The 25,420-nt window shown below is 69.4% G+C and carries 28 protein-coding genes and 1 tRNA gene; 19 read left to right on the top strand and 10 right to left on the bottom strand.

Going from position 1 to position 25,420, the window contains the following annotated elements:
- On the bottom strand, positions 1-738 hold a 738-nt coding region (locus RJQ01_RS07290), incomplete at its 3' end, for a hypothetical protein (RefSeq protein WP_502885243.1).
- Between the two features lie 86 nt (positions 739-824).
- On the opposite strand from RJQ01_RS07290, the gene RJQ01_RS07285 reads away from it, so the two are divergent.
- From RJQ01_RS07285 to RJQ01_RS07275, 3 genes are read left to right on the top strand one after another with little or no spacing between them, the layout of a single operon-like run.
- Positions 825-4,571, top strand: coding sequence for a DEAD/DEAH box helicase (locus RJQ01_RS07285; protein WP_502885242.1), 3,747 nt, complete (start codon positions 825-827; stop codon positions 4,569-4,571).
- A 28-nt stretch (positions 4,572-4,599) separates the two neighbouring features.
- Positions 4,600-4,785, top strand: coding sequence for a hypothetical protein (locus RJQ01_RS07280; RefSeq protein WP_350476067.1), 186 nt, complete (start codon positions 4,600-4,602; stop codon positions 4,783-4,785).
- A complete protein-coding gene (locus tag RJQ01_RS07275) occupies positions 4,785-5,234 on the top strand; it encodes an ACT domain-containing protein (protein WP_350476066.1) in 450 nt (149 codons plus the stop codon). The genes RJQ01_RS07280 and RJQ01_RS07275 overlap by 1 nt, the downstream gene beginning before the upstream one ends.
- On the opposite strand, the gene mscL is transcribed toward RJQ01_RS07275, so the two are convergent.
- From mscL to RJQ01_RS07260, 3 genes are read right to left on the bottom strand one after another with little or no spacing between them, the layout of a single operon-like run.
- The gene (mscL, locus tag RJQ01_RS07270) at positions 5,231-5,662 is read right to left on the bottom strand and encodes a large conductance mechanosensitive channel protein MscL (RefSeq protein WP_350476065.1); all 432 of its coding nucleotides are present in this window, start codon (positions 5,660-5,662) and stop codon (positions 5,231-5,233) included. The genes RJQ01_RS07275 and mscL overlap by 4 nt on opposite strands.
- A 39-nt stretch (positions 5,663-5,701) precedes the next feature.
- Positions 5,702-6,091 (bottom strand): FmdB family zinc ribbon protein, encoded by a 390-nt coding sequence (locus RJQ01_RS07265; RefSeq protein ID WP_350476064.1) that lies wholly within the window; start codon positions 6,089-6,091, stop codon positions 5,702-5,704.
- A 30-nt stretch (positions 6,092-6,121) separates the two neighbouring features.
- On the bottom strand, positions 6,122-6,700 hold the full coding sequence (locus tag RJQ01_RS07260) for a 5-formyltetrahydrofolate cyclo-ligase (protein ID WP_350476063.1): 579 nt from the start codon (positions 6,698-6,700) through the stop codon (positions 6,122-6,124).
- 40 nt (positions 6,701-6,740) lie between these two features.
- On the opposite strand from RJQ01_RS07260, the gene galU reads away from it, so the two are divergent.
- The 6 genes from galU to RJQ01_RS07230 all read left to right on the top strand — a co-directional run bounded on the left by galU (position 6,741) and on the right by RJQ01_RS07230 (position 10,785).
- Entirely contained in the window at positions 6,741-7,631 is an 891-nt protein-coding gene (gene galU / locus RJQ01_RS07255; RefSeq protein ID WP_350476062.1) for a UTP--glucose-1-phosphate uridylyltransferase GalU, read from the top strand.
- 40 nt (positions 7,632-7,671) lie between these two features.
- Positions 7,672-8,322 carry a GNAT family N-acetyltransferase gene (locus RJQ01_RS07250; protein ID WP_350476060.1) on the top strand — a complete coding sequence of 217 codons (651 nt, stop codon included), beginning with the start codon at positions 7,672-7,674 and terminating at the stop codon, positions 8,320-8,322.
- Positions 8,319-9,161 carry a helix-turn-helix domain-containing protein gene (locus RJQ01_RS07245; protein WP_350476059.1) on the top strand — a complete coding sequence of 281 codons (843 nt, stop codon included), beginning with the start codon at positions 8,319-8,321 and terminating at the stop codon, positions 9,159-9,161. The genes RJQ01_RS07250 and RJQ01_RS07245 overlap by 4 nt, the downstream gene beginning before the upstream one ends.
- Before the next feature lie 69 nt (positions 9,162-9,230).
- Entirely contained in the window at positions 9,231-9,629 is a 399-nt protein-coding gene (locus tag RJQ01_RS07240) for a DUF1761 domain-containing protein (RefSeq protein WP_350476058.1), read from the top strand.
- Positions 9,630-9,699: 70 nt separating this feature from the next.
- Positions 9,700-10,650: a hypothetical protein gene (locus RJQ01_RS07235; protein ID WP_350476057.1), complete on the top strand. Its 951-nt coding sequence runs from the start codon at positions 9,700-9,702 to the stop codon at positions 10,648-10,650.
- Between the two features lie 59 nt (positions 10,651-10,709).
- A tRNA-Ala gene (locus tag RJQ01_RS07230) sits at positions 10,710-10,785 on the top strand.
- 88 nt (positions 10,786-10,873) lie between these two features.
- On the opposite strand, the gene RJQ01_RS07225 is transcribed toward RJQ01_RS07230, so the two are convergent.
- The gene (locus RJQ01_RS07225) at positions 10,874-11,698 is read right to left on the bottom strand and encodes an aldo/keto reductase (RefSeq protein ID WP_350476056.1); all 825 of its coding nucleotides are present in this window, start codon (positions 11,696-11,698) and stop codon (positions 10,874-10,876) included.
- 109 nt (positions 11,699-11,807) lie between these two features.
- On the opposite strand from RJQ01_RS07225, the gene RJQ01_RS07220 reads away from it, so the two are divergent.
- A complete protein-coding gene (locus RJQ01_RS07220) occupies positions 11,808-11,996 on the top strand; it encodes a hypothetical protein (protein ID WP_350476055.1) in 189 nt (62 codons plus the stop codon).
- 217 nt (positions 11,997-12,213) lie between these two features.
- A complete protein-coding gene (locus RJQ01_RS07215; protein ID WP_350476054.1) occupies positions 12,214-12,735 on the top strand; it encodes a DM13 domain-containing protein in 522 nt (173 codons plus the stop codon).
- Positions 12,736-12,746: 11 nt separating this feature from the next.
- Here RJQ01_RS07215 and RJQ01_RS07210 read toward each other — a convergent pair whose 3' ends face one another.
- The gene (locus RJQ01_RS07210; protein WP_350476053.1) at positions 12,747-13,046 is read right to left on the bottom strand and encodes a Dabb family protein; all 300 of its coding nucleotides are present in this window, start codon (positions 13,044-13,046) and stop codon (positions 12,747-12,749) included.
- Between the two features lie 35 nt (positions 13,047-13,081).
- Between RJQ01_RS07210 and RJQ01_RS07205 the strand changes: the two genes are divergently transcribed.
- Positions 13,082-14,419: an aminotransferase class V-fold PLP-dependent enzyme gene (locus RJQ01_RS07205; protein WP_502885241.1), complete on the top strand. Its 1,338-nt coding sequence runs from the start codon at positions 13,082-13,084 to the stop codon at positions 14,417-14,419.
- Positions 14,416-14,874, top strand: a complete 459-nt coding sequence (gene sufU / locus RJQ01_RS07200) for a Fe-S cluster assembly sulfur transfer protein SufU (protein WP_350476052.1) — start codon at positions 14,416-14,418, stop codon at positions 14,872-14,874. The genes RJQ01_RS07205 and sufU overlap by 4 nt, the downstream gene beginning before the upstream one ends.
- Before the next feature lie 108 nt (positions 14,875-14,982).
- Here sufU and RJQ01_RS07195 read toward each other — a convergent pair whose 3' ends face one another.
- Both RJQ01_RS07195 and RJQ01_RS07190 read right to left on the bottom strand, forming a co-directional pair.
- Positions 14,983-15,417, bottom strand: a complete 435-nt coding sequence (locus RJQ01_RS07195) for a nitroreductase family deazaflavin-dependent oxidoreductase (RefSeq protein ID WP_350476051.1) — start codon at positions 15,415-15,417, stop codon at positions 14,983-14,985.
- A gap of 9 nt (positions 15,418-15,426) precedes the next feature.
- A complete protein-coding gene (locus RJQ01_RS07190; RefSeq protein WP_350476050.1) occupies positions 15,427-16,302 on the bottom strand; it encodes a DUF4349 domain-containing protein in 876 nt (291 codons plus the stop codon).
- Positions 16,303-16,578: 276 nt separating this feature from the next.
- Here RJQ01_RS07190 and RJQ01_RS07185 point away from each other — a divergent pair, with 276 nt between their 5' ends.
- Together RJQ01_RS07185 and RJQ01_RS07180 are read left to right on the top strand one after the other, a co-directional pair.
- The gene (locus RJQ01_RS07185) at positions 16,579-17,385 is read left to right on the top strand and encodes an alpha/beta fold hydrolase (RefSeq protein ID WP_350476049.1); all 807 of its coding nucleotides are present in this window, start codon (positions 16,579-16,581) and stop codon (positions 17,383-17,385) included.
- A gap of 35 nt (positions 17,386-17,420) precedes the next feature.
- Positions 17,421-18,407: an aldo/keto reductase gene (locus RJQ01_RS07180; protein ID WP_350476048.1), complete on the top strand. Its 987-nt coding sequence runs from the start codon at positions 17,421-17,423 to the stop codon at positions 18,405-18,407.
- Between the two features lie 103 nt (positions 18,408-18,510).
- Here the strand turns inward: RJQ01_RS07180 and RJQ01_RS07175 are convergent, their stop codons facing one another.
- A complete protein-coding gene (locus tag RJQ01_RS07175) occupies positions 18,511-19,287 on the bottom strand; it encodes an alpha/beta fold hydrolase (protein ID WP_350476047.1) in 777 nt (258 codons plus the stop codon).
- A gap of 75 nt (positions 19,288-19,362) precedes the next feature.
- On the opposite strand from RJQ01_RS07175, the gene RJQ01_RS07170 reads away from it, so the two are divergent.
- The 4 genes from RJQ01_RS07170 (at position 19,363) to RJQ01_RS07155 (ending at position 24,029) form a co-directional block, all read left to right on the top strand.
- Positions 19,363-19,920, top strand: a complete 558-nt coding sequence (locus tag RJQ01_RS07170; RefSeq protein ID WP_350476046.1) for an NADPH-dependent FMN reductase — start codon at positions 19,363-19,365, stop codon at positions 19,918-19,920.
- A 290-nt stretch (positions 19,921-20,210) separates the two neighbouring features.
- Positions 20,211-21,473, top strand: a complete 1,263-nt coding sequence (locus RJQ01_RS07165; RefSeq protein WP_350476045.1) for an FAD-binding protein — start codon at positions 20,211-20,213, stop codon at positions 21,471-21,473.
- A gap of 158 nt (positions 21,474-21,631) precedes the next feature.
- Entirely contained in the window at positions 21,632-23,245 is a 1,614-nt protein-coding gene (locus RJQ01_RS07160; RefSeq protein ID WP_350476044.1) for a xylulokinase, read from the top strand.
- A gap of 79 nt (positions 23,246-23,324) precedes the next feature.
- Positions 23,325-24,029, top strand: a complete 705-nt coding sequence (locus tag RJQ01_RS07155) for an L-ribulose-5-phosphate 4-epimerase (protein WP_350476043.1) — start codon at positions 23,325-23,327, stop codon at positions 24,027-24,029.
- Positions 24,030-24,088: 59 nt separating this feature from the next.
- Here the strand turns inward: RJQ01_RS07155 and RJQ01_RS07150 are convergent, their stop codons facing one another.
- Positions 24,089-25,123 (bottom strand): LacI family DNA-binding transcriptional regulator, encoded by a 1,035-nt coding sequence (locus RJQ01_RS07150; protein WP_350476042.1) that lies wholly within the window; start codon positions 25,121-25,123, stop codon positions 24,089-24,091.
- Between the last annotated feature and the right edge of the window lie 297 nt (positions 25,124-25,420).

Here is a 25,420-nt window from a genome sequence, read left to right as displayed (position 1 = left end):
CGACGGCCCCCGGGCGAGCACCTCGTCGGCCACGTGCGCGAGCCGCTCGGCGTCGGCGAGCAGCGGGCCGACGTCGCTGGCCGCGGCCACCGCGAGATCAGCTCCCGCCTCCGCGGCGAGCGCGTCGGCGCGGTCGAGAAGTGCGGCGGCCCGCTCGGGTGCCGTCGCGGCCGCGCCGAGCGCTCCGGCGGCGAACCGCTCGCGCAGGGCATCCCGCTCAAGGGCGCGCTCGCGGGCCGCATCGCGCAGGGTCGCGACCCGCTCGGCCAGCCCGCGCGCTCGGGCCGCAGCGCCGCTCTCGACGGTGCGGCGGTCGCGGAATCGCGCGGCCTCGTCGTCGAGGGTGCGCTGGATGCGGTCGGCAAGCATGACGATGCGGTCAGCGCGCTCCCGATGGCGCAGGTTCGCCCCCGGCTCATCCTCGAGCATGCGGTGCAGGCGGAACAGTTCGGCGCGATCCTCGCGTGCCCGCACCAGCGCGGCGCGGTAGTCGGCCGTCTCGCGTTCCCCGAACTGGGCGAGCGCGAAGTCGAGGTCGGTGGCGGCTGAATCCACGCGGTCGTCGGCGCGCACGAGCGCCGACCCCGCGCGACGGCGCACGGCGTCGATCGCCTGCTGCGGGCGCGCTCGCCGCCTCGCGACGACGATGATGCCGCCGACGAGCACCGCGGCGACCACTACGAGTACGGTGCCGACGCCGGTGACGATGATCGACACAAGGCCGTCGAAGAGCTCCACGGTCGCGAGTCTACGGTCGTGACCTATTCGGCGGCAGACCGGCCCGAATCCCCGGTATTTGGCGGCCGCGGCCATAAGGTGACGGCGTGTGGCGTGCCGACAGTTTCGACGATCATGAGATCGACGAGCCCGCGACCGTGAACGGCGGTCCTCAGCCGTCGTCGATCAGCGTCGGCGACCCCCGAGTGCTGCCCATGAACGTGGCGGCACCGACCTGGGAGCGCTGGCGGGGCGACCTCGCGGCGCTCGGGGGGCGCAGCACACTGCTGCACTTCGACGACGACCCCCGCGGCCGCATCGAGCTCGGCACGAGCCACCCGGGCGGCCTGGCGCGGTTCATCGCGGGCAGCCCCACCCTGCTGAGCAATCTTGTGCGCGACGATGTAGCCCTGCGCTCGGCACGCGTCGCTGCTGAGCGCATCGTCGACAAGGGGCTCGAGCTCTCGAGCGTGCGCGGCATCGACGCGGTCGCCCTCGGCATCGGCTTGGTCTCCTGGAGTCACGACGGCGTCGATCATCGCGCGCCGCTGCTGCTGCGCCCCCTTGCCCTGCGCCGCCGGGGGCGGGATGTCGAGCTCACGCTGCGCGGGCGTGTTCGTCTCAACCCTGCGCTGGTGCGCACGCTCGCCGAGCAGTTCACGCTGCACCTCGACGAGGCCGCTTTCGTCGCTCTAGCCCACGACGGCGACGCCTTCAAGCCGAATCCGCCGCTCGACCGCCTGCGCGGCCTCACCGCGCACCTCGACGGCTTCATGATCTCTCCGCGCCTCGTCGTCTCCACCTTCGCGGAGGTGGGTGCGCCGATGGCGGCGGATGCGCACGAGCTCGCCCACCCCGTCCTCGACGCGGTCGCCGGCAACACGAGCGCGCGCTGGGCGGTGCAGGAGGGCGGCGACCCTGTCGTGCCGGTGCCCGCCGACGAGCGCCCGCCGGAAACCGATCTGCTGCTCCTCGACGCGGACGCCGAGCAGGAGCAGGTCATCGCGACGATCGCCTCCGGGGCATCGCTCGTGGTCAAGACCCTGCCTGGCACGGGCAGCACGCAGACCGTCGTCAACGCGCTCGGCGCTCTCGTCGCGCAGAACAAGCGCGTGCTCGTCGTCAGCCCGCGCCGTGCAACGTTGCGCAGCATCTCTCAGCGGTTCGCCGATGTCGGTCTGCCCGGCCTCACGGCCACCGCGCCGACGCTGCGCCGCGACCTGATCCGCGCGATCGGGCGCAACGAGAAAGCGCAGCGACCCCGCGTCGTCGAGGTCGACGAGGCGCTCGTGCGTCTGCGAGGCGTGCTGCTCGACTACCGCGAGGCTCTCGCGCGGCCGGACGCTGTGCTCGGCATCAGCGTGCTCGATTGCGTGACCGAGCTCAGTCGGCTCGCCCTCCTGCCGTCGCCGCCTTCCACCAGGGCGCGCCTGAGCCGTCGGGCCGTCGAACTGCTCGCCGCCGACCGCCGACCGGCGGCCGAAGCGATGGTGCAGGCCGCCGAGCTGGGGCAGTTCAGCTACGGCCCCGGCGACTCGCCGTGGTATGGCGCGCGGTTCTCGCGCGCGGAGGACGCCGCTCGTGCGCAGGACCGCGCCCGCCGCCTGCACACCGACCTGCTGCCCCGCCTGGTCGATCGCGGGCACGCCCTCATCGCCTCGACGCCGCTGCGGCCGTTCGAGACGCTCGCCGAGCTGGGCGTGTACCTGCGGCTGCTCACCGACATCCGCGACACGCTCGACCGCTTCCAGCCCGCCGTGTTCGACCGCTCGCTGAGTGAACTCATCGCGGCGACCGCCCCGCGACGAGAGGGGTCGACGATGCCCGCGGCGACGCGACGCCGCCTGAAGGGCCTCGCCAAGGAGTACCTGCGCCCCGGCGTGCACGTGGCCGACCTGCACGGGTCGCTCACGCGCATCCAGCAGCAGCGGGTGCTCTGGCAGCGTTTCGTCCCCACCGGTCTCACCCCTGCCGTGCCGGTCGGCATCGCCGACGTGCACCACGCGTACCAGCAGGTGGAGCAGGATCTCGAGGAGCTGGATGCTCCGCTCGGGCACGACAGCCGTGACCGGTCGCTCCTGCACCGGCCGCTGGCCGAGCTGCACGCGCTACTCGAGGGTCTCGCCGCGGAGAGCGACGTGCTCGCCAATCTTCAGGAGCGCACAGAGCTTCTGCGCCAGTTGGAGGGCTGGGAGGTTCAGCCGCTCCTCGCCGATCTCGCGGAGCGCCACGTGCCGCACGCGCAGGTCGCCGCCGAGCTGGAGCTCGCCTGGTGGCGTTCAGCGCTCGACAGCCTCCTGCAGCAGGATCGCGCTCTGCTCGGCGCCGACACCGCGGTGCTCGACCGGTTGGAGGCCGACTTCCGCCTCGTCGACGAAGCGCATGCGGCGGGCAGCGCCTCGTTGCTCGGCTGGCAGCTCGCCGAGAACTGGTCGATCGGCATCACCGACTGGCCGGAGGAGGCCGATGCTCTTCGGTCGAGGCTCAAGAGCGGTTCGATCACGCCGCATCAGCTGCAGCGCGAGGCTCCTCACTTGTCGCGCCCGATCGCGCCCGTCTGGCTCGCCTCGCCGTACGACGTGCACGAGATCAGCGACGAGATTCCTTTCGACACGGTCATCGTGCTCGACGCCGGCGCGGTGACGGTGCCGGAGGTCGCCGGGGCGGTGCGCCGCGGCCGTCAGGTGGTCGCCGTGGGCGACCCGGTCACGCAGACCCCCGCGCCGTTCACCGTGGCGGTGACCCCGGCCGCCGCGCCGACCGACGCCCCCGCCGCCGGGCCGTCGAGCGCGGACGAGGATGCCCGCCACGCGTCCTCTGCTCTCTTCCAGCTCGCCGACCTCCTGCCGGTGCAGTCGCTCACGCGCTCGTACCGCGCGGGGGGTGAGGATCTCGCGGAACTGGTCAACCGCCGCTTCTACGCCGGCCGCATCGACTCGCTGCCGTGGGCGGGCTCGTTCCTCGGGCATCCGTCGATCGCCGTCGACTACCTGGACGAGGGCCACGGCATGCCCGACGACGAGACGGGGGCGATCGAGAGCGTCGATGCAGAGGTGCGCCGCGTCGTCTCGCTCGTGCTCGAGCACGCCACCGCGCGCCCGGCCGAGTCGCTCATGGTCATCACCGCCAGCCACCGTCACGCCGCACGCGTGCAGGATGCCGTGCTGGAGACCATCGGCACGCGGCCCGACCTGCAGGAGTTCGTGCTCGGCGACCGGGCTGAGCCGTTCAGCGTGCTCACGATCGAGCAGGCAGTGGCGCAGTCGCGTGATCGGGTGATCTTCTCGATCGGCTACGGCCGTACCCCGCACGGCCGCGTGCTGAGCGAGATCGGCGCGCTCGGCCGACCGGGCGGCGATCGGCTTCTCGCCGTGGCGATGACGCGCGCGCGGCGGTTCGTGCGCATTGTGAGCTGCCTGCGTGCGGCCGACCTCGATGACGATCGGCTCTCCCACGGCGCTCGCGCCCTCGGCGATCTTCTCGCCGACATCGAGGCGCGCCGAAGCGCCGTCGAGTTGCAGGACGACAGCGACCCGATGCTCATCGACCTCGCGCGGCGGCTGGACGCGCGCGGGCTGAAGACGGCTCTCGGGCACCGCGGCAAGCTGAGCCTCGTCGCGAGCCGTGGCGGCTACTGCATCGCGATCGAGACGGATGCCTCGCTCGCGGGCACCAGCCTGCGCGAGTCGCTGCGCCTGCGCCCCGACCTGCTGCGGCGTCTCGGCTGGCACTACGCGCGCGTGCACGTCTTTGAGCTGTTCAGCGATCCGGACGGCGTCGCCGACCGGATCGTCGCGATGGCGGGCACGGCTCTCGCCCCGCCCGCGCCGCGCCCGCGCCCCGCGGTCACCTGAGTCGAGACCGGGTGGGTAGCCTGGGCGCATGAGCGATGAGGATGCGCGGCGCCCGGTGCGCGCGCCGCGGAACGCGGGGCGACGGATCACCACCGCTGCGCCGCCTGGGTCCGATCCTGCTCCAAGCTCCGACCCGCGCGGTGCCGAGCCCGCTCGCAGCCGGGGCACCGAGAACGACGAGCGGCTCGCCGCCGACAAGCCGCCGCACTACTGATGCGGCGCGATGAGGATGCCCGGGGCCCGGCGCGGGCGACGCCGACCGGCGAGACCGACCTTGGTGCGCTGCTCGCGGCGATGAGCCCTCAGGCGAGGCCAGGGGACTGGTTCTTCGGCACGGTGCCGTTCGGCACCTCGGTCGCGGCGGAGGCCACCGTGCACGAGTCGGAGGGGCTCTCCATCGTGGTCGATCGACGCGAGGCCGCGCGGCTCGGCCTGAGTACCGCGCACCCCTACCGATGGATCACCCTGCGCGTGCATTCGTCCCTCGAGGCGGTCGGGCTCACCGCCGCGGTTGCCGGCGCGCTCACGGAGCGCGGCATCAGCTGCAACGTGGTCGCCGGTGCTTTCCACGACCACCTTCTGGTGCCCGCACGCCACGGTGACGAGGCGATCACGGCGCTGGAGACGCTGAGCTCGCGCGCCCGGGACGACGCCGCGCGCTAACCCTCCCGCGCGCTCTCGCGCTTCGCGAGCAGGTCGCGGATCTCGGTGAGCACGTCGAGCTCGGTCGGCGGCGCGTCGGCCGACACGGGCGGCTCGCCCGCCTTGCGACGCTCCTCTGCGCGCTTCTTGAGCGTGTTGATCGGCAGCACGAGGGCGAAGTAGACGACGAGCGCGACGACGAGGAAGTTGATGAGCGCGCCGATCACGGCACCGAAGTACAGAACAGCCTCGCCCCCCGAGACGGTGGGCAGCGCGACCGGCAACGCGGTGGCGAGGGACTCGGCGGAGAAGAGCGCGCCGATCGCGGGGTTGATAACCGAGCCGACGACGGCCTGCACCACCGCGGTAAACGCGGCGCCGATGACCACGGCGACGGCGAGCTCGATCACATTGCCGCGCAGGATGAATTCCTTGAAGCCCTTGAGCATGGGTGCCTCCTCAGCTGGTCGTGCGGATCGCCTTCGAAATTAGCTGGCAGCCGCCGCGGTCGAGGAGCCCGCCCCTGCGCTCGACGTCTCCTTCTTCGCGGGGGTCGAGCCACTCGTCCCCGAACCCGTGCTCCCGGAACCGGAGCCACCCGTGCCCGAGTCCTTCGACCCGGAGTCCTTCGACCCGGAGTCCGTCGATCCCGAGTCCTTCGAGCCCGAGTCCTTCGACCCCGAGCCGCTGGTGCGCTCGCCCGCGCGGCTGTCATTGCGGTAGAAGCCGGAGCCGTTGAAGGTCACACCGATTGACGAGAACACCTTGCGCAACCGACCCTGGCAGGTGGGGCACTCGGTGAGGGAGTCGTCGGTGAACGCCTGCTGAATGTCGAACGCCGTCGAGCACTCCGTGCAACGGTAGGAATAGGTGGGCATGTGAACCTCCGCCGACAAGGATACGTCGGCTCAGAAGCGCCGGATGCCGCCCGGGGTCACGACGCCGTCGACGGGCTGATCGTGCTTCTCGCGCGGCAGTTCCTCCACGAGCTCATCGTCGAACAGCACAGCGAAGACGGGCGGGCGCCTGTCCATCGACCCGAGAGTCTTGTCGAAGTACCCGCGCCCCCAGCCCATGCGCATGCCCGTGCGGTCGACGGCCGCGGCCGGCACGAGGATCAGCCCGACGTCGTTGATCGCGATGGGTGCGACGATCTCGCTCGTCGGCACGGGCATCCCGACCACATCACTGCCTTCCTCGCTCGCGTCGTAGGGAGCCCAGTCGAGCAGTCCGTCGTCACGGGAGATGGGCAGCAGTACGTCAAGACCCTGCTGCGCCGTCCACGCCAAAAAGGGCCGGGTCTCGGGCTCATCCGGGGTGGAGAGGTAGCAGGCGAGCGATCGCGGGCCGATGGCGGAGGTGAGGGCGATCAGCTGACGGGTCAGCGCTGCGGAGGCCGCGTCGCGCTCTGTCGACGGGCGAATGCGTCGGCGCTCGCGCAGCTCGGCGCGCAGGGCACGCTTGGCGCCTGCGGGTTCGCTGATCATGCTCACCATGCTAGGTGCCGCCCCCCGATACGCTGACTGCATGTCGTCCTCCCTCACGAAAGCTGTCATTCCCGCTGCAGGACTGGGCACGCGCTTCCTGCCCGCGACGAAGGCGATGCCGAAGGAGATGATGCCGGTCGTCGACAAGCCCGCCATCCAGTACGTCGTGGAGGAGGCTGTGCACGCGGGACTCACCGATGTGCTCATGATCACGGGGCGCAACAAGAACGCGCTCGAGAACCACTTCGACCGCGTGACCGAGCTCGAGAACACGCTGCAGCGCAAGGGCGACAGCGAGCGGCTCGCAAAAGTCATGCATTCGACGAATCTGGCCGACATGCACTACGTGCGCCAGGGCGATCCGAAGGGGCTCGGCCACGCGGTGCTGCGGGCGAAGATGCATGTGGGCCGGGAGCCGTTCGCGGTTCTGCTCGGTGACGACCTCATCGACGAGCGCGATACGCTGCTGACCCGCATGATCGAGGTGCACGAGGAGCGCAACGCGACGGTGGTGGCGCTGCTGGAAGTCGAGCCCGACCAGGCGCATCTGTACGGTGTGGCGACGGTCGAGCCGACCGACACCGACGACGTGGTGCGCATCACGGGCCTCGTCGAGAAGCCTGCCCCCGGCACGGCTCCGTCCAACCTGGCGATCATCGGCCGCTACGTGCTGCGCCCCGAGATCTTCGACATTCTCGAGAACACTCCGCCTGGCAAGGGCGACGAGATCCAATTGACGGATGCCCTGCTCGAGCTCGCCGGCGACGTCGAGCACGGCGGCGTGTACGGCGTCGTGTTCCGGGGCCGCCGCTACGACACGGGTGACAGGCTCGACTACATCAAGGCGATCGTGCAGCTCGCCGCCGACCGCGACGACCTGGGCCCGGATCTTCGGCCGTGGCTCGTCGACTTTGCCGAGACTCTGCGCTGACCGCATCCAGCCGGTTCTGCCCGATCGATCTCGAGACGACGTGAACGCGATCCCCACCCTCCGCGACGGGGCCACCGTGCTGCGCCCAATCCGGGTGCGCGACGCTCGCGCGCTCGAGCGCGAGCTCATCGAGAGCCGCTCGTGGCTGCGCCAGTGGGAGGCGACGAGCCCGGTCGCGCCGCTGTCGTGGGATACGAAGGGAAGCATCCGAGGCCTGCTGGCGGCGGCACGGTCCGGCCAGGGACTGCCCTTCGTGATCGAGACGGAGGGCCGGCTGGCGGGCCAGCTCAACGTGTCGGGCATGACGTACGGCTCTCTCGCGTCGGCGACGATCGGCTACTGGGTGGGCGAGCGGTTCGCCGGTCGCGGTCTCACACCGACCGCCGTCGCGCTCGCGACCGACCACGTGTTCTTCACGGTGGGCCTGCACCGCATGGAGATCTGCATTCGACCGGAGAACGCGGCGAGCCTGCGCGTGGTGGAGAAGCTCGGGTTCCGCTACGAGGGTCTGCGTCGGCGCTACATCCACATCAACAACGACTGGCGCGACCACTTCTGCTTCGCCCTGACGGTGGAGGAGGTGCCCACGGGGGTGCTGCAGCGCTGGCGCGCGGGCCGGGTTCCTCCTGATGCGGCCGCCGTGCCGGAGGTCGACATCATCGCGGCGCGCCGGGGGCTCCCGCTGCCGTGAGCGAGCCGCTGTTCGTCCCCCGCGAGGTGCCTGATGACCTCCGCCATTTCGTGCAGGCGCTGTGGTACCTCCGCACCGCCCCGCAGCGCCGCTTCGAGAAGATCCTGCCCAGCCCCCGGGCGCACCTCATCGTGAACCTGGCGGCGCCGTACCGGCAGCTGGCGCGCGGGGCGACGGCGACGGGCGTCGAGCTCGAGGGTCCGTTTCTCGCCGGTGTGCAGACGCAGTACCTGGTCAACGAGAACCCAGCCGAGTTGAGGATGCTCGTGGCACAGTTCACGGCAGACGGCATCGGTCTCTACGCCCGCGCGAAGCCCGTGGAGCTCGTCGACGCCGTGCTGCCTGCCGAAAGCGTCGTGCCGGGTGTGAATGCGCTCGCCGCGAGGGCACGGCGGGCCGGCGAACCGGAGGCAATGCTCGACGACCTCGTCGACGTCCTGCGCGCCGCCCGACACCGCCCCGTCCCGGACGCGGCCGTCGCGCGCGCGCGGATCGCTCTCGAAAGCGACCGGCCGGCGTCGATCACCCGCTTGGCGCTGTCGGAGGAGATGAGCGCGCGCGCTCTGAGCGCGCGCTTTGCGACGGCGTGCGGGGTGACGCCGAAGCGCTTCGCCGACGTTGCCCGCTTCGACGCCCTGCTCACGTCGCTCGCCGCCCGCGACACGCTCCCCACCTGGGGCGAGCTCGTGGAGGAGTACGGCTACTACGACCAGCCGCACATCACGCGGGCCTTCACGCGGTTCGCGGGCTCACCACCGGCCCGATTCCTGCACGACCTCGGCGAGTTCGGTCTCGAGTACGCGACCTTCGTCCCGCTCGACCATCCGGCGCACGCGTAATTCCGTACAAGACGCGTGCGCAGCGCGGTGGCTAGATTCGCCGGTGGCAACCGAACTGGAAGAGGAGCCATGGACGCAATGGTCAACGTGTGGGGAGTCCTGCTCGCCGCGATCTCGATGTTCGTCATCGGCGGGCTCTGGTACGGGCTTCTGTTCGCCCGGCCCTGGCAGCGCGCTGCGGGCGTGAGCGACGAGCAACTCGGGCGTGGCGCACCGCTCGTCTTCGGTGGGTCGCTCGTGCTGTCGCTCGTCGCGGCGACGAGCCTCGCGTTCCTCGTCGGGGCCGCAGGCCCGCTCTTCGGCACGATCGCCGGTCTCGTGACGGGCGCGACTCTCGTCTCGGCATTGCTCGGCATCGTGTACCTCTTCGAGCGTCGCCCTGTGCGGCACTTCGCCATCAACGCGGGCTACGCGATCGTCGCGTTCACCGCGATGGGCGCGATCGTGGGGGCGCTGCAGGCCGGGTAGCTGGGACTCGTCCGGCAGACACGCGCCGAGCATCCCGCCCGGAGGCGCGCGGCAGTCGTACCGTTGCGTCGTGGAGAACTCGGCGAGCGGCACAGCGATTCTCATCGTCGCCGCGGCCGGGCTGTGGCTGCTGTACCTCGTGCCCCTGTGGCGCCGTCGAAGCGAGTACTTGGCGACCGAGCGCAACGCCGTGCGCCTGCAGCAGACGCTGCGCATCATGGCGCAGACGACGGAGTTGCCGGAGGCCGTGCGCGCCGAGATGACCGCGCGAGAGATTGCCGCGCAGGAGCGTTCGCTCGCCGCCCGCCAGCGGGAGCAGCTCGCGATCGAGCGGGCCCGTGAGGCCGCCCGGCAGCGCGCCCTGCGAGTGCAGCTCGCGCAGACCGCTCCCGGCCTCGTCGCCGAAGTGGATGCCTCGCGCCTCGGGCAGCGCCGCCTGCGCCGCTCGCGCGCCGTCACGAGCCTGCTCACGCTCGCCGCGCTCGTCGGCGTCGGCGTGTCCCTCGCCGTCGGCGCCTGGGCGTGGACAGGGCTCGCGGGTTTTGTCGCCCTGAGCGGCTTGCTGCTGCTGCGCGGACTCGCCCGCGCGAGCCGGCGCCGTTTCGCGTCGATCGCCCCCGCCGCCCCTCGTTTCGTCGACTACGCGCCCGCCGCGCCGATCGACGCGCGCCAGGCTGGGCGCGAGCGCGCGTGGACGCCCGTACCGCTGCCGCGACCCACCTACCTCGACTTGCCTGCAGCACCCGCCGCGATGCGGGATGCTCGGCCCGCGACCGATCACGCGGCAGTCCTCGCGGCCGCCGCGGCCCAGGCCGAGCAGGCTCAGCGCCTCGCTCAGCCTCCCGCCGCGCCGGCCGAGGTGCCGGGCCCGACCGTGCGCGAAGAGCCCTCCGCGGGTGCCGCGCTGGCGGATGCCGACCTCGGCGATTCGCGGTTCGCGCGCATGGGCATCGTCGACGGGCTGCCGACCCGGGCGCCCGACCTCGACGAGGTGCTGCAGCGGCGCCGTGCCGCCGGCTGAGCCTGCCACCGCTGATTCGGGGGGCCCGTGGGCCGGTGGTAGTGTTGTCGACGATTCACGGGCCTGTGGCGCAGTTGGTAGCGCGCTTCGTTCGCAATGAAGAGGTCAGGGGTTCGATTCCCCTCAGGTCCACCACCGCACCGCTCTGTCGCACGGCTCGTGCTCGACGCGTGACCGCATAACCTGCGGTCACGCCCCTCAGGTCCACCATCCCACCGCTGTCCTACATCTCCTCGTGCGTCTCCGGGTCGCCGCCGAACAGCCGACCGTCGGGGCGACCGAGTGCGGTGATCGCGGCGACCTCGTCGTCGGTGAGGGTGAACCCGCTCACCTGGAAATTCTCGCGCTGACGACCCGGGTCGCCCGACTTCGGGATCGGCAGGGAGCTGATCTGCTGGTGCCAGCGGAGGACGACCTGCGCCGCGGTCACGGCGTGCGCCTCGGCCGCCGAGGTCACGGGCTTCGACTCCTTAACCGGCGCGGCTTTGCCGAGCGGACTCCACGCCTCCGTCACGATGCCGTGCTCGGCGTGGAAGGCGCGCAGCTTCTCCTGGGGAAAGAAAGGGTGCAGCTCGACCTGGTTGAGCGCGGGCATCACCCCGGAGGCGTCGGCGACCCGTATGAGGTACTCGGCCGTGAAGTTCGAGACCCCGATCGAGCGCACGCGCCCCTCCTCCTGCAGCCGCACCATCGCTCGCCACGTGTCGACGTACTTGTCGACGCTCGGGTTCGGCCAATGGATCAGGTACAGGTCGATCGTCTCCAGCCCGAGGGCCGCGGCCGACCGGTCGAAGGAGGCGAGCGCGCTGTCGAAGCCGTGGTCCCGCCCGGGGATCTTCGTCGCGACGATGATCTCGTCGCGGGGCACGTCGGAGCGCGCGATTGCGCGCCCGACGGCATCCTCGTTGCGGTAGTTGACGGCAGAGTCGATGAGCCGGTAGCCGGTGTCGAGGGCGCTGAGCACCGCGCGGGTGGCCTCGTCGCCGCGCAGCGGGTAGGTGCCGAAGCCGATGTCGGGCAGAACTGTTCCGTCGGAGAGTGCAGGCATGCACGGCACGGTACGGCATGCGCGTGCTCGAGCGCACAGCGAGGCCGAACCTCGACACGGGGGCCGCCAGCCCCTACCGTGGGCGTCACGACACAGTGGGGAGACCGGCATGGCCAAAAACTCGGCGACGAACGCGGCACCCTTGGGCCTGCTCGGGCTCATGGCGTACATCGGTGCGGCGATCTACTTCATCGACCAGAGCGACGGCAGCTTCTGGGGTGTCATCCTCGGGCTGCTGCAGGCGATCGTGTGGCCCGTCTTCGCGGTCTTCCACGGGCTCGCGGCGCTCGGCGCCTGAGAGCGCAGCGTTCTCGCGCTCGCTCGATCCGGTTCACACTGCGTCCGGAGCGAGCGCCTTCACCCCACCGGAGCGCGGCCGCTCGTGGTGCATCCCCGCCGCTGGCGGGTTCTTACGAAACCATTACCCCGGGAATGCCGCGACAGCACGGCTGCTTGCACCGGTCAAGACGCCTCGCGCACGGCGCGGGGCCAGCAACGGACTGAAGGAGCCCACCATGACCCGTGCACAGCGCGTGACGATCGGCATCTCGGCGGCCATCATCGGAGTGGCGGCCGCCGTCGGCATCACCGTGTTCGCGCTGGCGAACATCTCCGAGCCGGCGCCCATTGAGGTGGCCCAGCCGCCCCAATCAGACCTCTCGGCCGGTGCGGTAGACGACGACGCAGACAGCGGATCGAGCGAGTCGTCCGTACTGCGGTCAGGCAGCTTCGTCGATGGCGACGCCGTGCACCGCGGCTCGGGAACCGTGTCAGTGGTCGAGCGCGACGGCGAGCGGCTTCTGGTATTCGGCGACGATGTGGCGATCACGCCTGGGCCCGACCTGCTGGTCTATCTCTCCCCGAACGCCCCCGGAGAAGACCTAGGCGAGTTCGCCTCGCTCGGGCGCCTCGTGGCGACGGAGGGAGAGCAAACGTATCTGCTGCCGGAGAACAGCGACGATTTCCGTACCGTGGTCATCTGGTGCCGAGCGTTCTCCATCACGTTCGCCACGGCCGACCTCGGCACGGTCGGCTGATCGACCGTGCCCTACAGCGCGTAGTCGACGACCGCGCGATCGCGGATCACCGACGAGATGAACCCGAAGACCTCTGTGTGGGCGGGATGCACTTGGTAGGCCTCGAGCGCCGCGTTGTCTTCGTGCTCGGAGACGAGCGCGAGGTCCCAGTGGCCGTCGACGAGCCCGAGGTCGCGGTCGACGCGGATGCTCTCAATGCCCGGAATCTGCGTGTGCAGGGCTTCGAGACGGCTCGCGATCTCGGCCGCATCCTCGCGGCGCTGGGTGTCGTCCTCGGCGGCGAGGCGGAACAGCACGATGTGTCGGATCATGCGCTCAGCCTACGGCCACGCTCTACCCTGGAGGCGTGACTGTTGCGACGCCCACGATCACCCCGACCGCCGAGCCGTTCACGGCCAGCGAGCTCGAGGTCATCCGCGCGCAGTTCCCCATCCTCCAGCGCGAGGTGCAGGGCAACCCGCTCGTGTACCTCGACTCGGCCGCGACTGCGCAGAAGCCGCGACGCGTCATCGATGCGGAGAGCGCCTTCTACGAGGCCGCCAACGCGGCGGTGCACCGCGGCGCGCACACCCTCGCGGGCGAGGCCACCGAGCTGTACGAGGATGCCCGTCTCACCATCGCCCGCTTCCTCCACGTCGACGAGAACGAGGTGGTGTTCACGAGCCACGCCACCGAGGCACTCAATCTCGTCGCGTATGCGCTTGGCAACGCCAGCCTCGGCATCGGCGGGGAGGCCGCCGCGCCGTACGCCCTGAAGCCCGGCGACGAAATCGTCACGACCGAGCTCGAGCATCACGCGAACCTCATCCCCTGGCAGGAGCTCGCGGCCCGCACCGGCGCGACCCTGCGTCACATCCCCGTGCGGGATGACGGTGCACTCGACGTCGAGGTCGCCCGCAGCGTCTTCGGCGAGCGCACGCGCGTGCTCGCCCTCAGCCACGTCTCCAACGTCACCGGACAGGTGAGCCCGCTCGCCCAGCTCGTGCCGCTCGCCCGCGCGGTCGGCGCACTCGTCGTACTCGACTCCTGTCAGGCCGCGCCGCACGTGCCCCTCCACCCTCGCGAGCTCGACGTCGACCTCGCCGTCTTCAGCGGGCACAAGCTCTACGGCCCGACCGGCATCGGCGTACTCTACGGGCGCGCCGAGGTGCTCGATGCACTGCCGCCGTTCCTCTACGGCGGCTCGATGATCACGACCGTGACGCTCGAGAAGGCCGAGTACCTGCCGAGCCCGCAGCGCTTCGAACCGGGCACGCCGCGCATCGCGCAGGCCATCGGGCTCGCCGAGGCCGTGCGTTTCGTCGACGAGCTCGGGCTCGATCGCATCGCCGCGAGTGAGCACGTCGTCGCGCAGCGCCTGCGCGACGGGCTCGCCGACATCCCCGGCGTGCGGCTGCTCGGCACCGACCCCGCGGCGCCGACGGTCGCGCTCGCGAGCGTCGTCGTCGATGGCGTGCACGCGCACGACGCCGGGCAGTTCCTCGACGACCGCGGCATCGCCGCGCGGGTCGGCCACCACTGCGCTCAACCCCTGCACCGCCGCCTTGGCGCGACCGCGAGCCTGCGGCTGAGCGCCGGTGTGCACACGACGCCCGAGGAGGTCGAGCTGGCGCTCGAGGCCGTGGCGGGCATCCGTCGATTCTTCGGTGTTGACGGAGACGATGCGGAAGGGAGCAGCGCGTGAGCGCGCTCGAGCAGCTCTACCAGCAGATCATCCTCGACCACTCGAAGCACCCGCACGGCGTCGGCCTCGAGGTGGGGGAGGAGACGAGCCACCAGCGCAACCCCGTGTGCGGGGACGAGATCACGCTCGCCCTGCGCTGGAACACGGCTGGCGACCGCGTCGAGGCGGTTGCGTGGGAGGGGGCCGGATGCTCGATCTCGCAGTCGAGCGCGTCCCTGCTCGCGACCCTCGCCGAAGAGTCAGCCGACGAGGGTGCGCCGTGGACGCCCGACGAGCTCGCCGCCCTCATCGAGGAGTTTCGCGAGGCGCTGCGCTCGCGCGGCGCGATCACGCTCGACGAGGAGCGCTTCGGCGACGCTGCCGCACTGAGCGGAGTCTCTCGCTACGTCGCGCGCGTGAAGTGCGCGATGCTCGCGTGGGTCGCCGCGGAAGACCTCCTCACCCGTCGCGCGTAGCACGCCCCGCGTCGAGTCAGATCTGACGCGAAAGGGCGCTGCGGTGTGCGCATACCGCCCCTTTGCGGCAGATTTGGGCCCCGTCGCGCGCGGCGCCGCGCCCGGGCGCTAGACGCGCTCGAGCACCCAGACGGGAATCAGCCGGTCGGTCCTCGTCTGGTAGACGGCGTAGTCGGGCCACGCCGCGCAGGAGCGCTCCCACCACGAGGCGCGCTCCTCGCCCTCGACGAGTCGAGCCCGATAATCGTGCTTCTCGGCCATGTCCTGCAGCTCGCACAGCGGGTGCGCGGCCAGGTTGTGGTGCCACACGGGATGCTGCGGCGCGCCGCCCTTCGACGCGACGACCGCGTACGCGCCCTCGTGCTCGACCCGGATGAGCGCAGTCTTGCGCAGCATGCCCGTCTTCGCCCCCAGGGTCGTGAGCACGATGATGCGACGACCCAGGTGGTCATTGCCCTCCTGGCCGTTGGTGCGCTCGTAGAGCTCCGCGTGATCGCGGGCCCACTCGGACGTGCTCGGTGCGTACTCTCCGGTCAGCGGCATGCCACGAGGCTAGCGGGCTCTGCGGCGCATCGCCGAACGCACGACGAGCAGCACCACAAGGGTGAGGATTCCGAGCACGGCGAGCCACGGCAGCAGCACGCCCGCGATGACGAGCAGGCTCGAACCGACGGCGACCACAGACTCCCAGCCGGCGATGAGCCCGGTGAGGAAGGTGTCGGGCTCGTCGACGGGCGCGGTCGCGTCCGACCCGAGCGTCAGACGCAGTGTCGACAGGTCGACCTGGTCGGAGAGATAGCGCTGCTGAGCCTCGAGGCTCTCCAGCTGCCCCTGCCGGTCGCTGATCGCGGTCTCGAGGTCGATGAGGTCCTCCACTGTCGCAGCATCGTCCTGGAGGGCGAGGAGGCGCTCGACCGATGAGCGCAGCGCGGTGATACGCGCGTCGAGATCCTGCACCTCGCGGGTCACGTCGTCGGTCTGCAGCGTCAGCTCCTCGACCTCGCCGAGCGCCCGCAGCTGCTCGAGCGTGGCGGTGAGCGTCGCGGAGGGGATGCGCAGCAGCAGCTCGGCGCTCGCGTCGCCGACCTGGTCCGGCGAGTACTCGGTGCGACCGTCCACGCGACCGCCTGCGCGCTCGGTGATGCGCGCCGCCTCCTCAGCGGCCTCGAGGGGCGCGTCGACGGTGAGGTAGAGGTACCCGGTCGTGATGACCGAGCGCCCGTCGGAGCTCTCGCCATCCTGCACCGCCTCCTCGGGCGCGGGCGCGTCACCGAACTCGCCAGCGAACTCGCCGCCGGAGTCGCCGCCGACGGCGGGGCCGCCCGAGTCGGTCGCCGAATCGAAGGCTCCCGCGGAGCATCCGCCGAGCGCCAGAGCGGCGAGCAGCGTGAGCGAGGCGGCGGTCGTGAGGCGCAGTCGTCGAGTCATGGCGCTCACGCTAGACCTGCCTCGCGGCGTGCCACCACCCAACGTTTTGCGCAGTAACGCAACCGTGACCTGACCTCCGGCCCTGAGCATCCTGAGGGACTCCCGACAACCGGCTCGCGGCGGGCCACCGGTGGATACCGTGTCTCTCGTATGGACCTGCGCGACTAGGGGTGGACGCGAAGGAGAGGGGGTCGGCGATCGTCGGCCCCCTCACACCCGTCAGGCCTGACGGTCTCGGCGAGGCGTTCTCGCGGCGGAATGCGAGAGACTCGGGGCATGGGCTTCTTCGACAGGCTGCTGCGTCGACCGCCCCGGCTGCACGTCGCCCACGACTCGGGAACGGGCGCCGGGGACGACCGCCCCGTCGTCGTGCTCGTGCACGGACTCGCCTCGTCCTCCGTGACCTTCGACAATCTCGTGCCGCTTCTCGAGCCCGACTACCGGTGCATCGCGATCGATCTGCTCGGCTTCGGGCAATCACCGATTCCCGAGCACGCGCGGTACACGCTCGACGAGCACACGGCGGCGCTACGCCGCACGATCTCGTCGCGACGCTTGCGCCGGCCGTTTACGCTCGTCGGGCATTCGCTGGGCAGCCTCATCTCGGCGCGGTACGCGGCACGTCGCCGCGACGAGGTCAGCCATCTCGTGATGGTGGGTCCGCCCGTCTACCTGCCGCCCGCCGCGATGGGCGACCCCGCCGATCGCGCGAGCATGGGCCTGTACTTCGCCGCGTACCAGTTCCTGCGCTCCAATCGAGAGTTCACCACGCGCGCGGCCGACGTGCTCGCGTCGATCGCGCCCATCGAGGATGTTCTGGAGGTCTCGGAGCGCAACTGGACCCCGTTCGTGCTGTCTCTCGAGAACGCGATCGAGTCGCAGACCTCTCTCGCCGATCTCGCTGACGTCACTGCTCCGGTCGACATCGTGCACGGCACTCTGGACCCGTTCATCGCGCCTGGCGGGCTCAAGATCGTGTCCCAGTTGCGCAAGGTGACGATGACGCGCGTGAGCGGCATGGACCATCTGATCCGTCCGAAGCTCGCGCGCGAAGTGGAGCGGGTGATTCGCGAGCACGGCTGAGCGCAACCCTGCCGCGGCGCGCCTACGCTGGTGGCATGCGAACCTCCACTCTCGGCCGCACGGGTGCGGCAGTCTCCCCCCTCGGTCTTGGCACCTGGCAGCTCGGAGCGGACTGGGGCGAGGTCTCCGAGTCGGATGCCCGCGCCGTTCTCGACGCGGCTGTCGAGTCGGGCGTCACCCTCTTCGATACCGCTGACGTGTACGGAGATGGCCGCAGCGAGCAGCTCATCGGTCGCTACCTCGCCGATCGCCCTGATGCGACCGTGTTCGTCGCCACCAAGATGGGTCGACGCGTCCCGCAGGAGCCGGAGAACTACTCGACCGAGAACTTCCTCGCCTGGAACGACCGCAGCCGTGCGAACCTCGGCGTGGACACCCTCGACCTCGTGCAGCTGCACTGCCCGCCCTCGAGCGTGTACTCCATCGATCGCGTGTTCGACGACCTCGACCGGATGGTCGAGGAGGGCCGCATGCGTCACTACGGCGTGAGCGTGGAGCGCGTCGATGAGGCGCTCGCCGCCATGGAGCGCCCGAATCTCGCGACCGTGCAGATCATCATCAACGCATTCCGCCTCAAGCCGCTCGAGACCGTCGTGCCCGTCGCCGCCGATCGCGGCATCGGCATCATCGCGCGCGTGCCACTCGCCTCGGGCCTGCTGAGCGGCAGGTACACGCGTGAGACGACGTTCGCCGAGAACGACCACCGCCACTACAACCGCGACGGCGCGGCCTTCGACGTGGGGGAGACCTTCTCGGGCGTCGACTACGAGGCGGGTGTCGCGGCGGCAGGCGAGTTCTCGGCGCTCGCCGAGCAGCACGGTCTCGCCCCGTCCACAGCCGCGCTCGCATGGCTCGCCCAGCTGCCGGGGGTGAGCACCGTGATCCCGGGCGCTCGCTCGCCCGAGCAGGCGCGCGCGAACGCCGCCGCGGGCGAGGTCGCGAACCTGCCGCCCGCCTTCCACGAGCGCGTCGTCGAGCTGTACGACCGGTACTTCCGCGCCGCCATCCACGAGCGCTGGTAGCAGGCCGGCGACCGATGCCCTGCACAGTCGAGCGCGCCGTCCTGACGGGCTACCGGAAGCGATGACTCGCGCGCGCCGTCCACAACGTCGGAGTGGACGGCGCTCACGGGGCGTTCAGCCAGGCGAGGATGCGCTGCAGGGTCTCCGCCGGTTGATCGCGGTGCACGCTGTGACCTGCGCCGGGCAGAACCACCTGCTCGAAGAGCGGATTGGCCGCGAGCACGGCGGCCGCGTGGTCTCCGGCGAACAGTGACCCATGCTCGGGGTCGGCAGCGATGATGAGGGTGGGCGCGCTGACGTGGGGAACAGACGCAGTCACATCCCAGTCCTCGTTGTCGAGAACGGCGCGTTCGAGGGCAAAGCGCGAAGCGGACGTGACGGCGCGGACGCGGAACTCGACATCGAGCGGGTGCCAGTGGGGAAACTGCGCGGCGATTCCCTCGACCGTCGCCCCGTCGAAGTTCGCCAGCTGGGCCTCGAGAATCGCTTGTCGCGCCGCAGTGTCGAGAGCGAGCGCGGGGTCGAGCAGCACGAGTCGGCGAGTCCAGGCCCCGCGGGTCGAATCATCGACCGTGCCCGCCGCCTGCGTCGCCGCGGCGGCTCCGATCGAGTGGCCGAGTACGAGATCCCAGGCGTTTCCGTGGTCGGCCCGTGTGGCGCGCACGTCGGCCGCGAAGTCCTCGATGCGGTAGCGGGATGCTCGGGGCGCGTTTTCGTGGCCACGAAGATCGACGGCCGTCGCCGACCAGCCTGCGGCCGCGAGCCCCTCGGCGAGGAACCACATCGTCGCCGCCGACGAGCCGAGACCGTGGACGAGTAGAGCACGCCGGGGGGCGCTCGGCTCGCCCCAGTGGAGTCGCGGGAGGGAGACGGTCGTCATGGTCATACATGGTAGGCCGCTCGGGAATCTCCTGGGAGTCGGAATCTTTGCGCCGAGCAGGCGGTTTCAGGCGACATGACTCGAATCATGATCATCGTCGGCAGTGTTCGCCCCGGCCGTATCGGCCTCCCGATCGCCCAGTGGGCGCGCGAGCGCGTCGAGGCCGCCGGGCACGAGGTCGACTTCGCCGACCTCGCCGAGATCGGGCTGCCGTTCCTCGATGAGACCGCGCATCCCTCGAAGAAGCAGTACACGCAGCCGCACACGATCGCGTGGAGCGAGCGCGTCGACGCCGCCGACGCCGTCGTGCTCGTGACGCCCGAGTACAACCACAGCTACAGTCCGGCACTCAAGAACGCCCTCGACTTCCTCTTCCGGGAGTGGAGCCGCAAGCCCGTCGCCTTCGTGAGCTACGGAGGCATCTCTGGCGGTCTCCGCGGCGTTACGGCACTGGAGCCCGTACTGCTCTCGCTCGGCATGGTGCGGTCGACGGCCGACGTCATCATCCCCGGAGCGAGCCGCCAGATCGAGGACGGTGCTCTCGTGCACGACGAGTCGCGCGAGCGGGCCATGCAGGCGCTCATCGACGAGCTAGCGGCGCTCGCCGGCCCGCTCGCCGCGTTGCGCGGCTAAGCCGAGATCGTCGCGCATCGAGGGTGAACTCGTCGACGCGGCCGAGCTGGCGTTGCCTTAGGGCGAACAGATGGTCACCCGGCGACATGTGCACACGCTCAAGGGATCCCTCCCTCTCGGGGTTCTGCGCCACGGGTGGGCGGTGCCCTCGTCGGGTTGGAGCGGGGTGCGCCGCTCCCTTGCGGCACTGCTGAGTACTGAAATGTGAACCGGTTCACGATAGGCTCGGAACGCGGCGCGATGTCGCGGTGGTCATTCGATGTCGCCGGGATGGAGAGAGAGACTGAATCGTGCGTTCCTCGGTAGAGACGAACTGGGCGGGCAACGTCACCTTCACCTGCTCAGTCCTGAGACCGCGCACCGTCGACGACGTGATGCGTGCGGTGAGACGCCATGACGATATTGGAGCGGTTGGGTCCCGTCACTCGTTCTCCTCCATCGCTAATCGTTCAGGCGCGTTGATAGATTTTCGCGACATGCCGAAGAAGATCGAGCTCGTCGGGAGCACCCTGGTGCGCGTCGCGGCTGGTGTCACCTTCGGGGAGCTTGCTGTGTGGCTGGAGCGGCGGGGCCTGGCGCTTCAGAACCTGGGCTCTCTGCCGGGGATCTCCGTCGTGGGCGCCTACAGCACCGGCACCCACGGATCGGGAAGCAGAAATCCTGTCTTGGCCGACTCCGTGGTGGAGATCGATTTCGTCGACGGCGTTGGCGACCTGCGCACCGTTCGCGCTTCGGACCCCGAATTCGCTGCTCTGGCGGTAGGTGCGGGCGCTTTCGGAATCATCCTCTCGGTCACCATTCGAACCGAACCGACCTACCGCGTGACTCAGCGACACGAGAGCGCTCCCTCGTGGAACGCCACGGCAGGCGAGGTGGATCACCTCTTCGACTCTGGATACAGCGTGAGCATCTTCACGCGATGGGAGGATCCGCTGATCGGTGACGCGCTCGTTAAGCGACGCGACGACGTGGATCAGGCGCCGTGGAGTGGACTGACGGCTACTGAGGCGGGCCCAGACCGCTTCCACCTAGGTGGCATCGTCCTCGACAACCTCACGCCGCAGGACGGCACGTCGGGACCATGGTTCACTCGCCTGCCTCACTTTACGATCGGTGCACGTCCCAGCTTCGGCTCAGAATTGCAGAGCGAGTACCTCGTGCCACGACCCCTAGGGCTCGAGGCTCTCTTGGCGCTGCGTGCTCGTCGCGCAGACTTTCTCTCGTGCCTGTTGCTCAGTGAGCTCAGGACTGTGGCTGCGGACGACGCCTTGCTCAGCCCGGCACAGATGCGGGATAGCCTGGCGATCCACTTCACGTGGGTGAACGACGTGGCACGGGTGGCGCGAGCGGTCGATGCTGTGGAGAACATCCTGCGGCCCTTCGCGCCTCGCCCGCACTGGGGAAAGCTTCACGCCTTCTCGCGCGAACAGGTACTCGCGTCTTTCCCACGCGCCGCGGAGGCGCGTTCGGTCTTCGACGAGCTCGACCCTCGAGGGGCCTTCGCCAGCTCTGCACTCGTCGACCTCGGTCTTCGCTCTCCGCCTGAACGCTGATCAGCGATACGCCCGGCACCACCAGTCCATAGAAAGGCATCGGCCATGAGAAGACGCTGCTGTTGTACCCCGCTGCAGGTTGACAGAGCAGACACGAACTCCGGCCCACGAGCGAGCCACTTCGCACTCGCCTCCACCCAGAAGACCGGCACGGGCCGATGACCACCCGCGACGGCGCGCGCACCCTCATCACCGAGGGTCGTTCGGTTCTCGGCATCGAGTTTGGCTCCACGCGAATCAAGGCATGCCTCGTCGGCGAGAACCCGAGTGACGTGCTCGCAACGGGATCTCACGAGTGGCAGAACCACCTCGTTGATGGTGTGTGGACCTACCCTCTCGACGAGGTCTGGGCCGGCGTGCAGTCGGCGTACTCAGCACTTGTCGACGATTCGCGTGAGCAGTACGGCGTGACGCCGACCCGCATTGCCGCGATAGGCGTATCAGCGATGATGCACGGCTACCTCCCCTTCGACGACAACGGCGAGCTGCTGGTGCCCTTCCGAACCTGGCGCAACACCACGACAGCGCCAGCCTCGGCCGCGCTCACCGAGCTCTTCGGGGTGGGCATCCCCTTGCGGTGGTCAATTGCCCACCTTCATCAGGCCGTGCTGAACCGCGAGAGCCATGTGCCACAGGTTCGATACCTGACTACTCTTGCCGGGTACGTGCACTGGCGGCTCACCGGGGAGAAGGTGCTCGGTGTCGGCGACGCGTCAGGCATGTTTCCGATGAACAGCGCGGGAACGGACTACGACGCCGACCTTCTCGCGCGCTACGACGCTGTCGCGGCCGACTCAGAATTGGATCGCCCGCTGCGCGATTTGCTCCCAGCGATCCTTGCTGCCGGGCAGCAGGCGGGGCATCTGACTGCCGAAGGAGCTCGGCTCCTCGACACCACCGGTGTCCTCTGTGCGGGTGCGGTGTGCTGTCCACCCGAGGGCGACGCGGGTACGGGAATGGTGGCAACGAACGCCGTGGCGCCGCGCTCAGGGAACGTGAGCGCAGGAACCAGCATCTTCGCGATGGTCGTTCTGGAGCGGCCACTGCAGCGCGCGCACCCTGAGCTCGATATCGTGGCTACGCCCGGCGGGCACCCGGTGGCTATGGTGCATTGCAACAATGGCACGAGTGAACTCGCGGAGTGGGTCAGCGTGCTGCGCCGATGGGCAGAACTGACGGGCTCGCCGATCGGTTCCGACGATGCCTACCGATTGCTCCTCATCGAGGCACTCGAGGGTGCCGCAGACGCAGGTGGCCTGCTTGCCTACAATCAGGTCGCAGGGGAGCCTATCGCTGGCCTCTCCGAGGGTCGACCATTGATCGTCAGGATGCCCGACAGCAACCTCACCCTCGCGAATGTCATGCGGGCTCATCTCTATGGCGTCTTCGCTGTGCTCTCTCTGGGCATGCGCGTTCTGCGTGACGAGGGCGTGGCGGTGGACCGCATGCAGGCACATGGAGGTCTCTTCCGCACAGCCGGAGTGGCGCAGGCCCTGCTCGCCGCCGCGTTGGGCGCACCTGTCGGCGTGGTGGACAGCGCTTCAGAAGGAGGAGCGTGGGGGATCGCTGTTCTTGCGTCGTTCGCACTTGCGGGTGGTTGCGACTTGGCGGACTACCTCGAGAGGACTGTCTTCGCGCGCGTCGAGAGCCACGTTGTCGCGCCCGACCCGGTTGACGCGGCGGGCTTCGCTTCGTATCTCCCGCGATACGAGAGCGGTCTCGAGATTCAGCGTCGAGCCATCGACGCCCTACCGCACAGCGAGGGGTCATGACCGGGGCGCTCGTCACCCCCGGCTCTTCCTCCGGGAGGTCCTCTTTCTTGGGTCGTGTCCGTAAGAGCGTGGAGGCGTCATGAGCTATAGCCCTCAAGTACAAGTAGCGATCGCGCGCGTGCGCGACCAGGTCGCTGCATTGCACTCCGAACTGGAGCGCTACGGGCTCGTTGTCTGGACCGCAGGCAATGTCTCGGAGCGCGTTCCGGGCGCTGACCTATTCGTGATCAAGCCGAGCGGAGTTGCGTATGACGAGCTCGATTCATCAGCCATGATCGTGTGTACATTGGACGGTGAGGTCGTGCCAGGCACCCCGGGCAGCGAGCGTCGCCCGTCCAGCGACACTGCCGCCCACGCCTACGTTTACCGCAACATGCCTGAGGTCGGCGGCGTCGTTCACACGCATTCGACATACGCGACAGCGTGGGCCGCTCGGGGCGAACCGATCCCCTGCGTGGTGACTGCCATGGCGGACGAGTTCGGCGGGGCGATTCCCGTTGGACCATTCGCGATCATCGGCGACGATTCCATCGGACGCGGCATCGTGGGTACCCTTACCGGCCACCGATCGCGCGCCGTGCTGATGCGCAATCATGGTCCGTTCACGATCGGTCGAGACGCGCGAGATGCGGTGAAGGCGGCCGTGATGTTGGAGGATGTCGCCCGTACCGTGCACATTTCACGGCAGCTTGGTGCGCCGACGCCGATCGAACCGGTGGCGATCGACGCCTTGTTCACGCGCTACCAGAACGTCTACGGTCAGGCCGGCCCGACCCAGTCGTGAGCTCGGGTTCCCTGGTCGGTAGGGCGTGAGACAGATGCACGGCTCAGTCTGTCGTCGCGCTACCCGGAGGGAGGCGCACTCGACCCACGCACCACAAGACTGGGCTCGAACACCACGTTCCGAGGCTTACCATCCGCATCCTCGAGCAACAGCTGGGCTGCGACGACCCCCATGTCGAAAGGGGATTGCTTGATGGTGGTGAGCGATGGGGAGAGGCGGGAGGCGAACTCGACGTCGTCGTAACCGACCACTGAGAAGTCATGAGGTACGTCGAATCCTGCGCTGAGAAGACCGTTCAAGACGCCCAGGGCCACCAGGTCATTCGCGCACAAGACGGCGCCCCCGCGAGGCAGGCGCTTCAGGACCTCCGGAACTGCTGCTTCACCGTTGACTGCCGTCAGATCGGGCACTTCAATCGAGGTGAGTTCGGTCTGATGTCCACGACCGGCCTTCTCGACGGCGGCGACTGCCCCGTCCCATCGATCTCTACTCCAGGCGACCGTCTGCGGGCCGTTCACGAATACGATCCGTCGGTGGCCGCGGTCCATCAAGTGGGTTGCCGCTATGGAACCGCCTAGCACGTCGTTACCGACGACGGACGCGATCGAGTGAGCGTCCAGCTGCCGATCGATCGTCACGATACGTTTGCCGCGAGCAGTGAAGTTGTCCAAGTCTGTGTAGTCGTTTCCCACGGGCGCGAGAATGAGTCCGTCGACCCCCCGCTCCAGCAACGAGGTGATAGCACGCTTCTCGCGGTAGCTGTCCTGACGGGAAGACACCACGAGGAGCGAATGCTCGGGTGACTTCTCATCGGTCACGCTCTCAATGCCCCTCAGGACGTCGCCCCAGAAGGGGTTCCCGACATCGGGGACGACGACGCCGACCAGGTCACTCTTGCCGCTGCGAAACTGGATCGCAGTCTTGGACCCCACAAAGTTGAGCTCTCGAATCGCCTCCTCGACGCGACGTCTGTTCTCCGGCCGAACTCGCTCGGGACGATTGAGAACATTCGACACTGTTCCCATCGATACGCCGGCCAGAGCTGCAACATCGCGCAAGCCCGGGGCAGGTGTGACCGACGATGGATTCGACACTCTCGTCATCGTGCGCTTCGCCTTTCGCGGGATGCCCGTGGGGATTCCGGTTGCACGGTGTCCGCCTAGTCTCGCCGGTGATGAGCGACCGAACGCCGCGTGCTCCGACGTCAGCATATTGTCCGGCTCGGGTCTCTGGCTCGCTACGGCGGTTTCCCTTCTCTTCGGGCATGGCGTGTCCCACTGGAGGACGGATGGTCGTAGGGGACGAAGCGGCGCGTCGGGCGCGCTTCTCAAGTGTCAGTTCAGAGATGCGCTGATGACCATTGCACTCGTCCGGGACTTAAGCTACCGTGA

It is taken from the genome of Microcella sp., from assembly GCF_040286215.1.
Lineage (GTDB): Bacteria > Actinomycetota > Actinomycetes > Actinomycetales > Microbacteriaceae > Microcella.
Note: the sequence above shows the minus strand (reverse complement) of the source record. Positions and strands in the feature narration are given on the sequence as shown.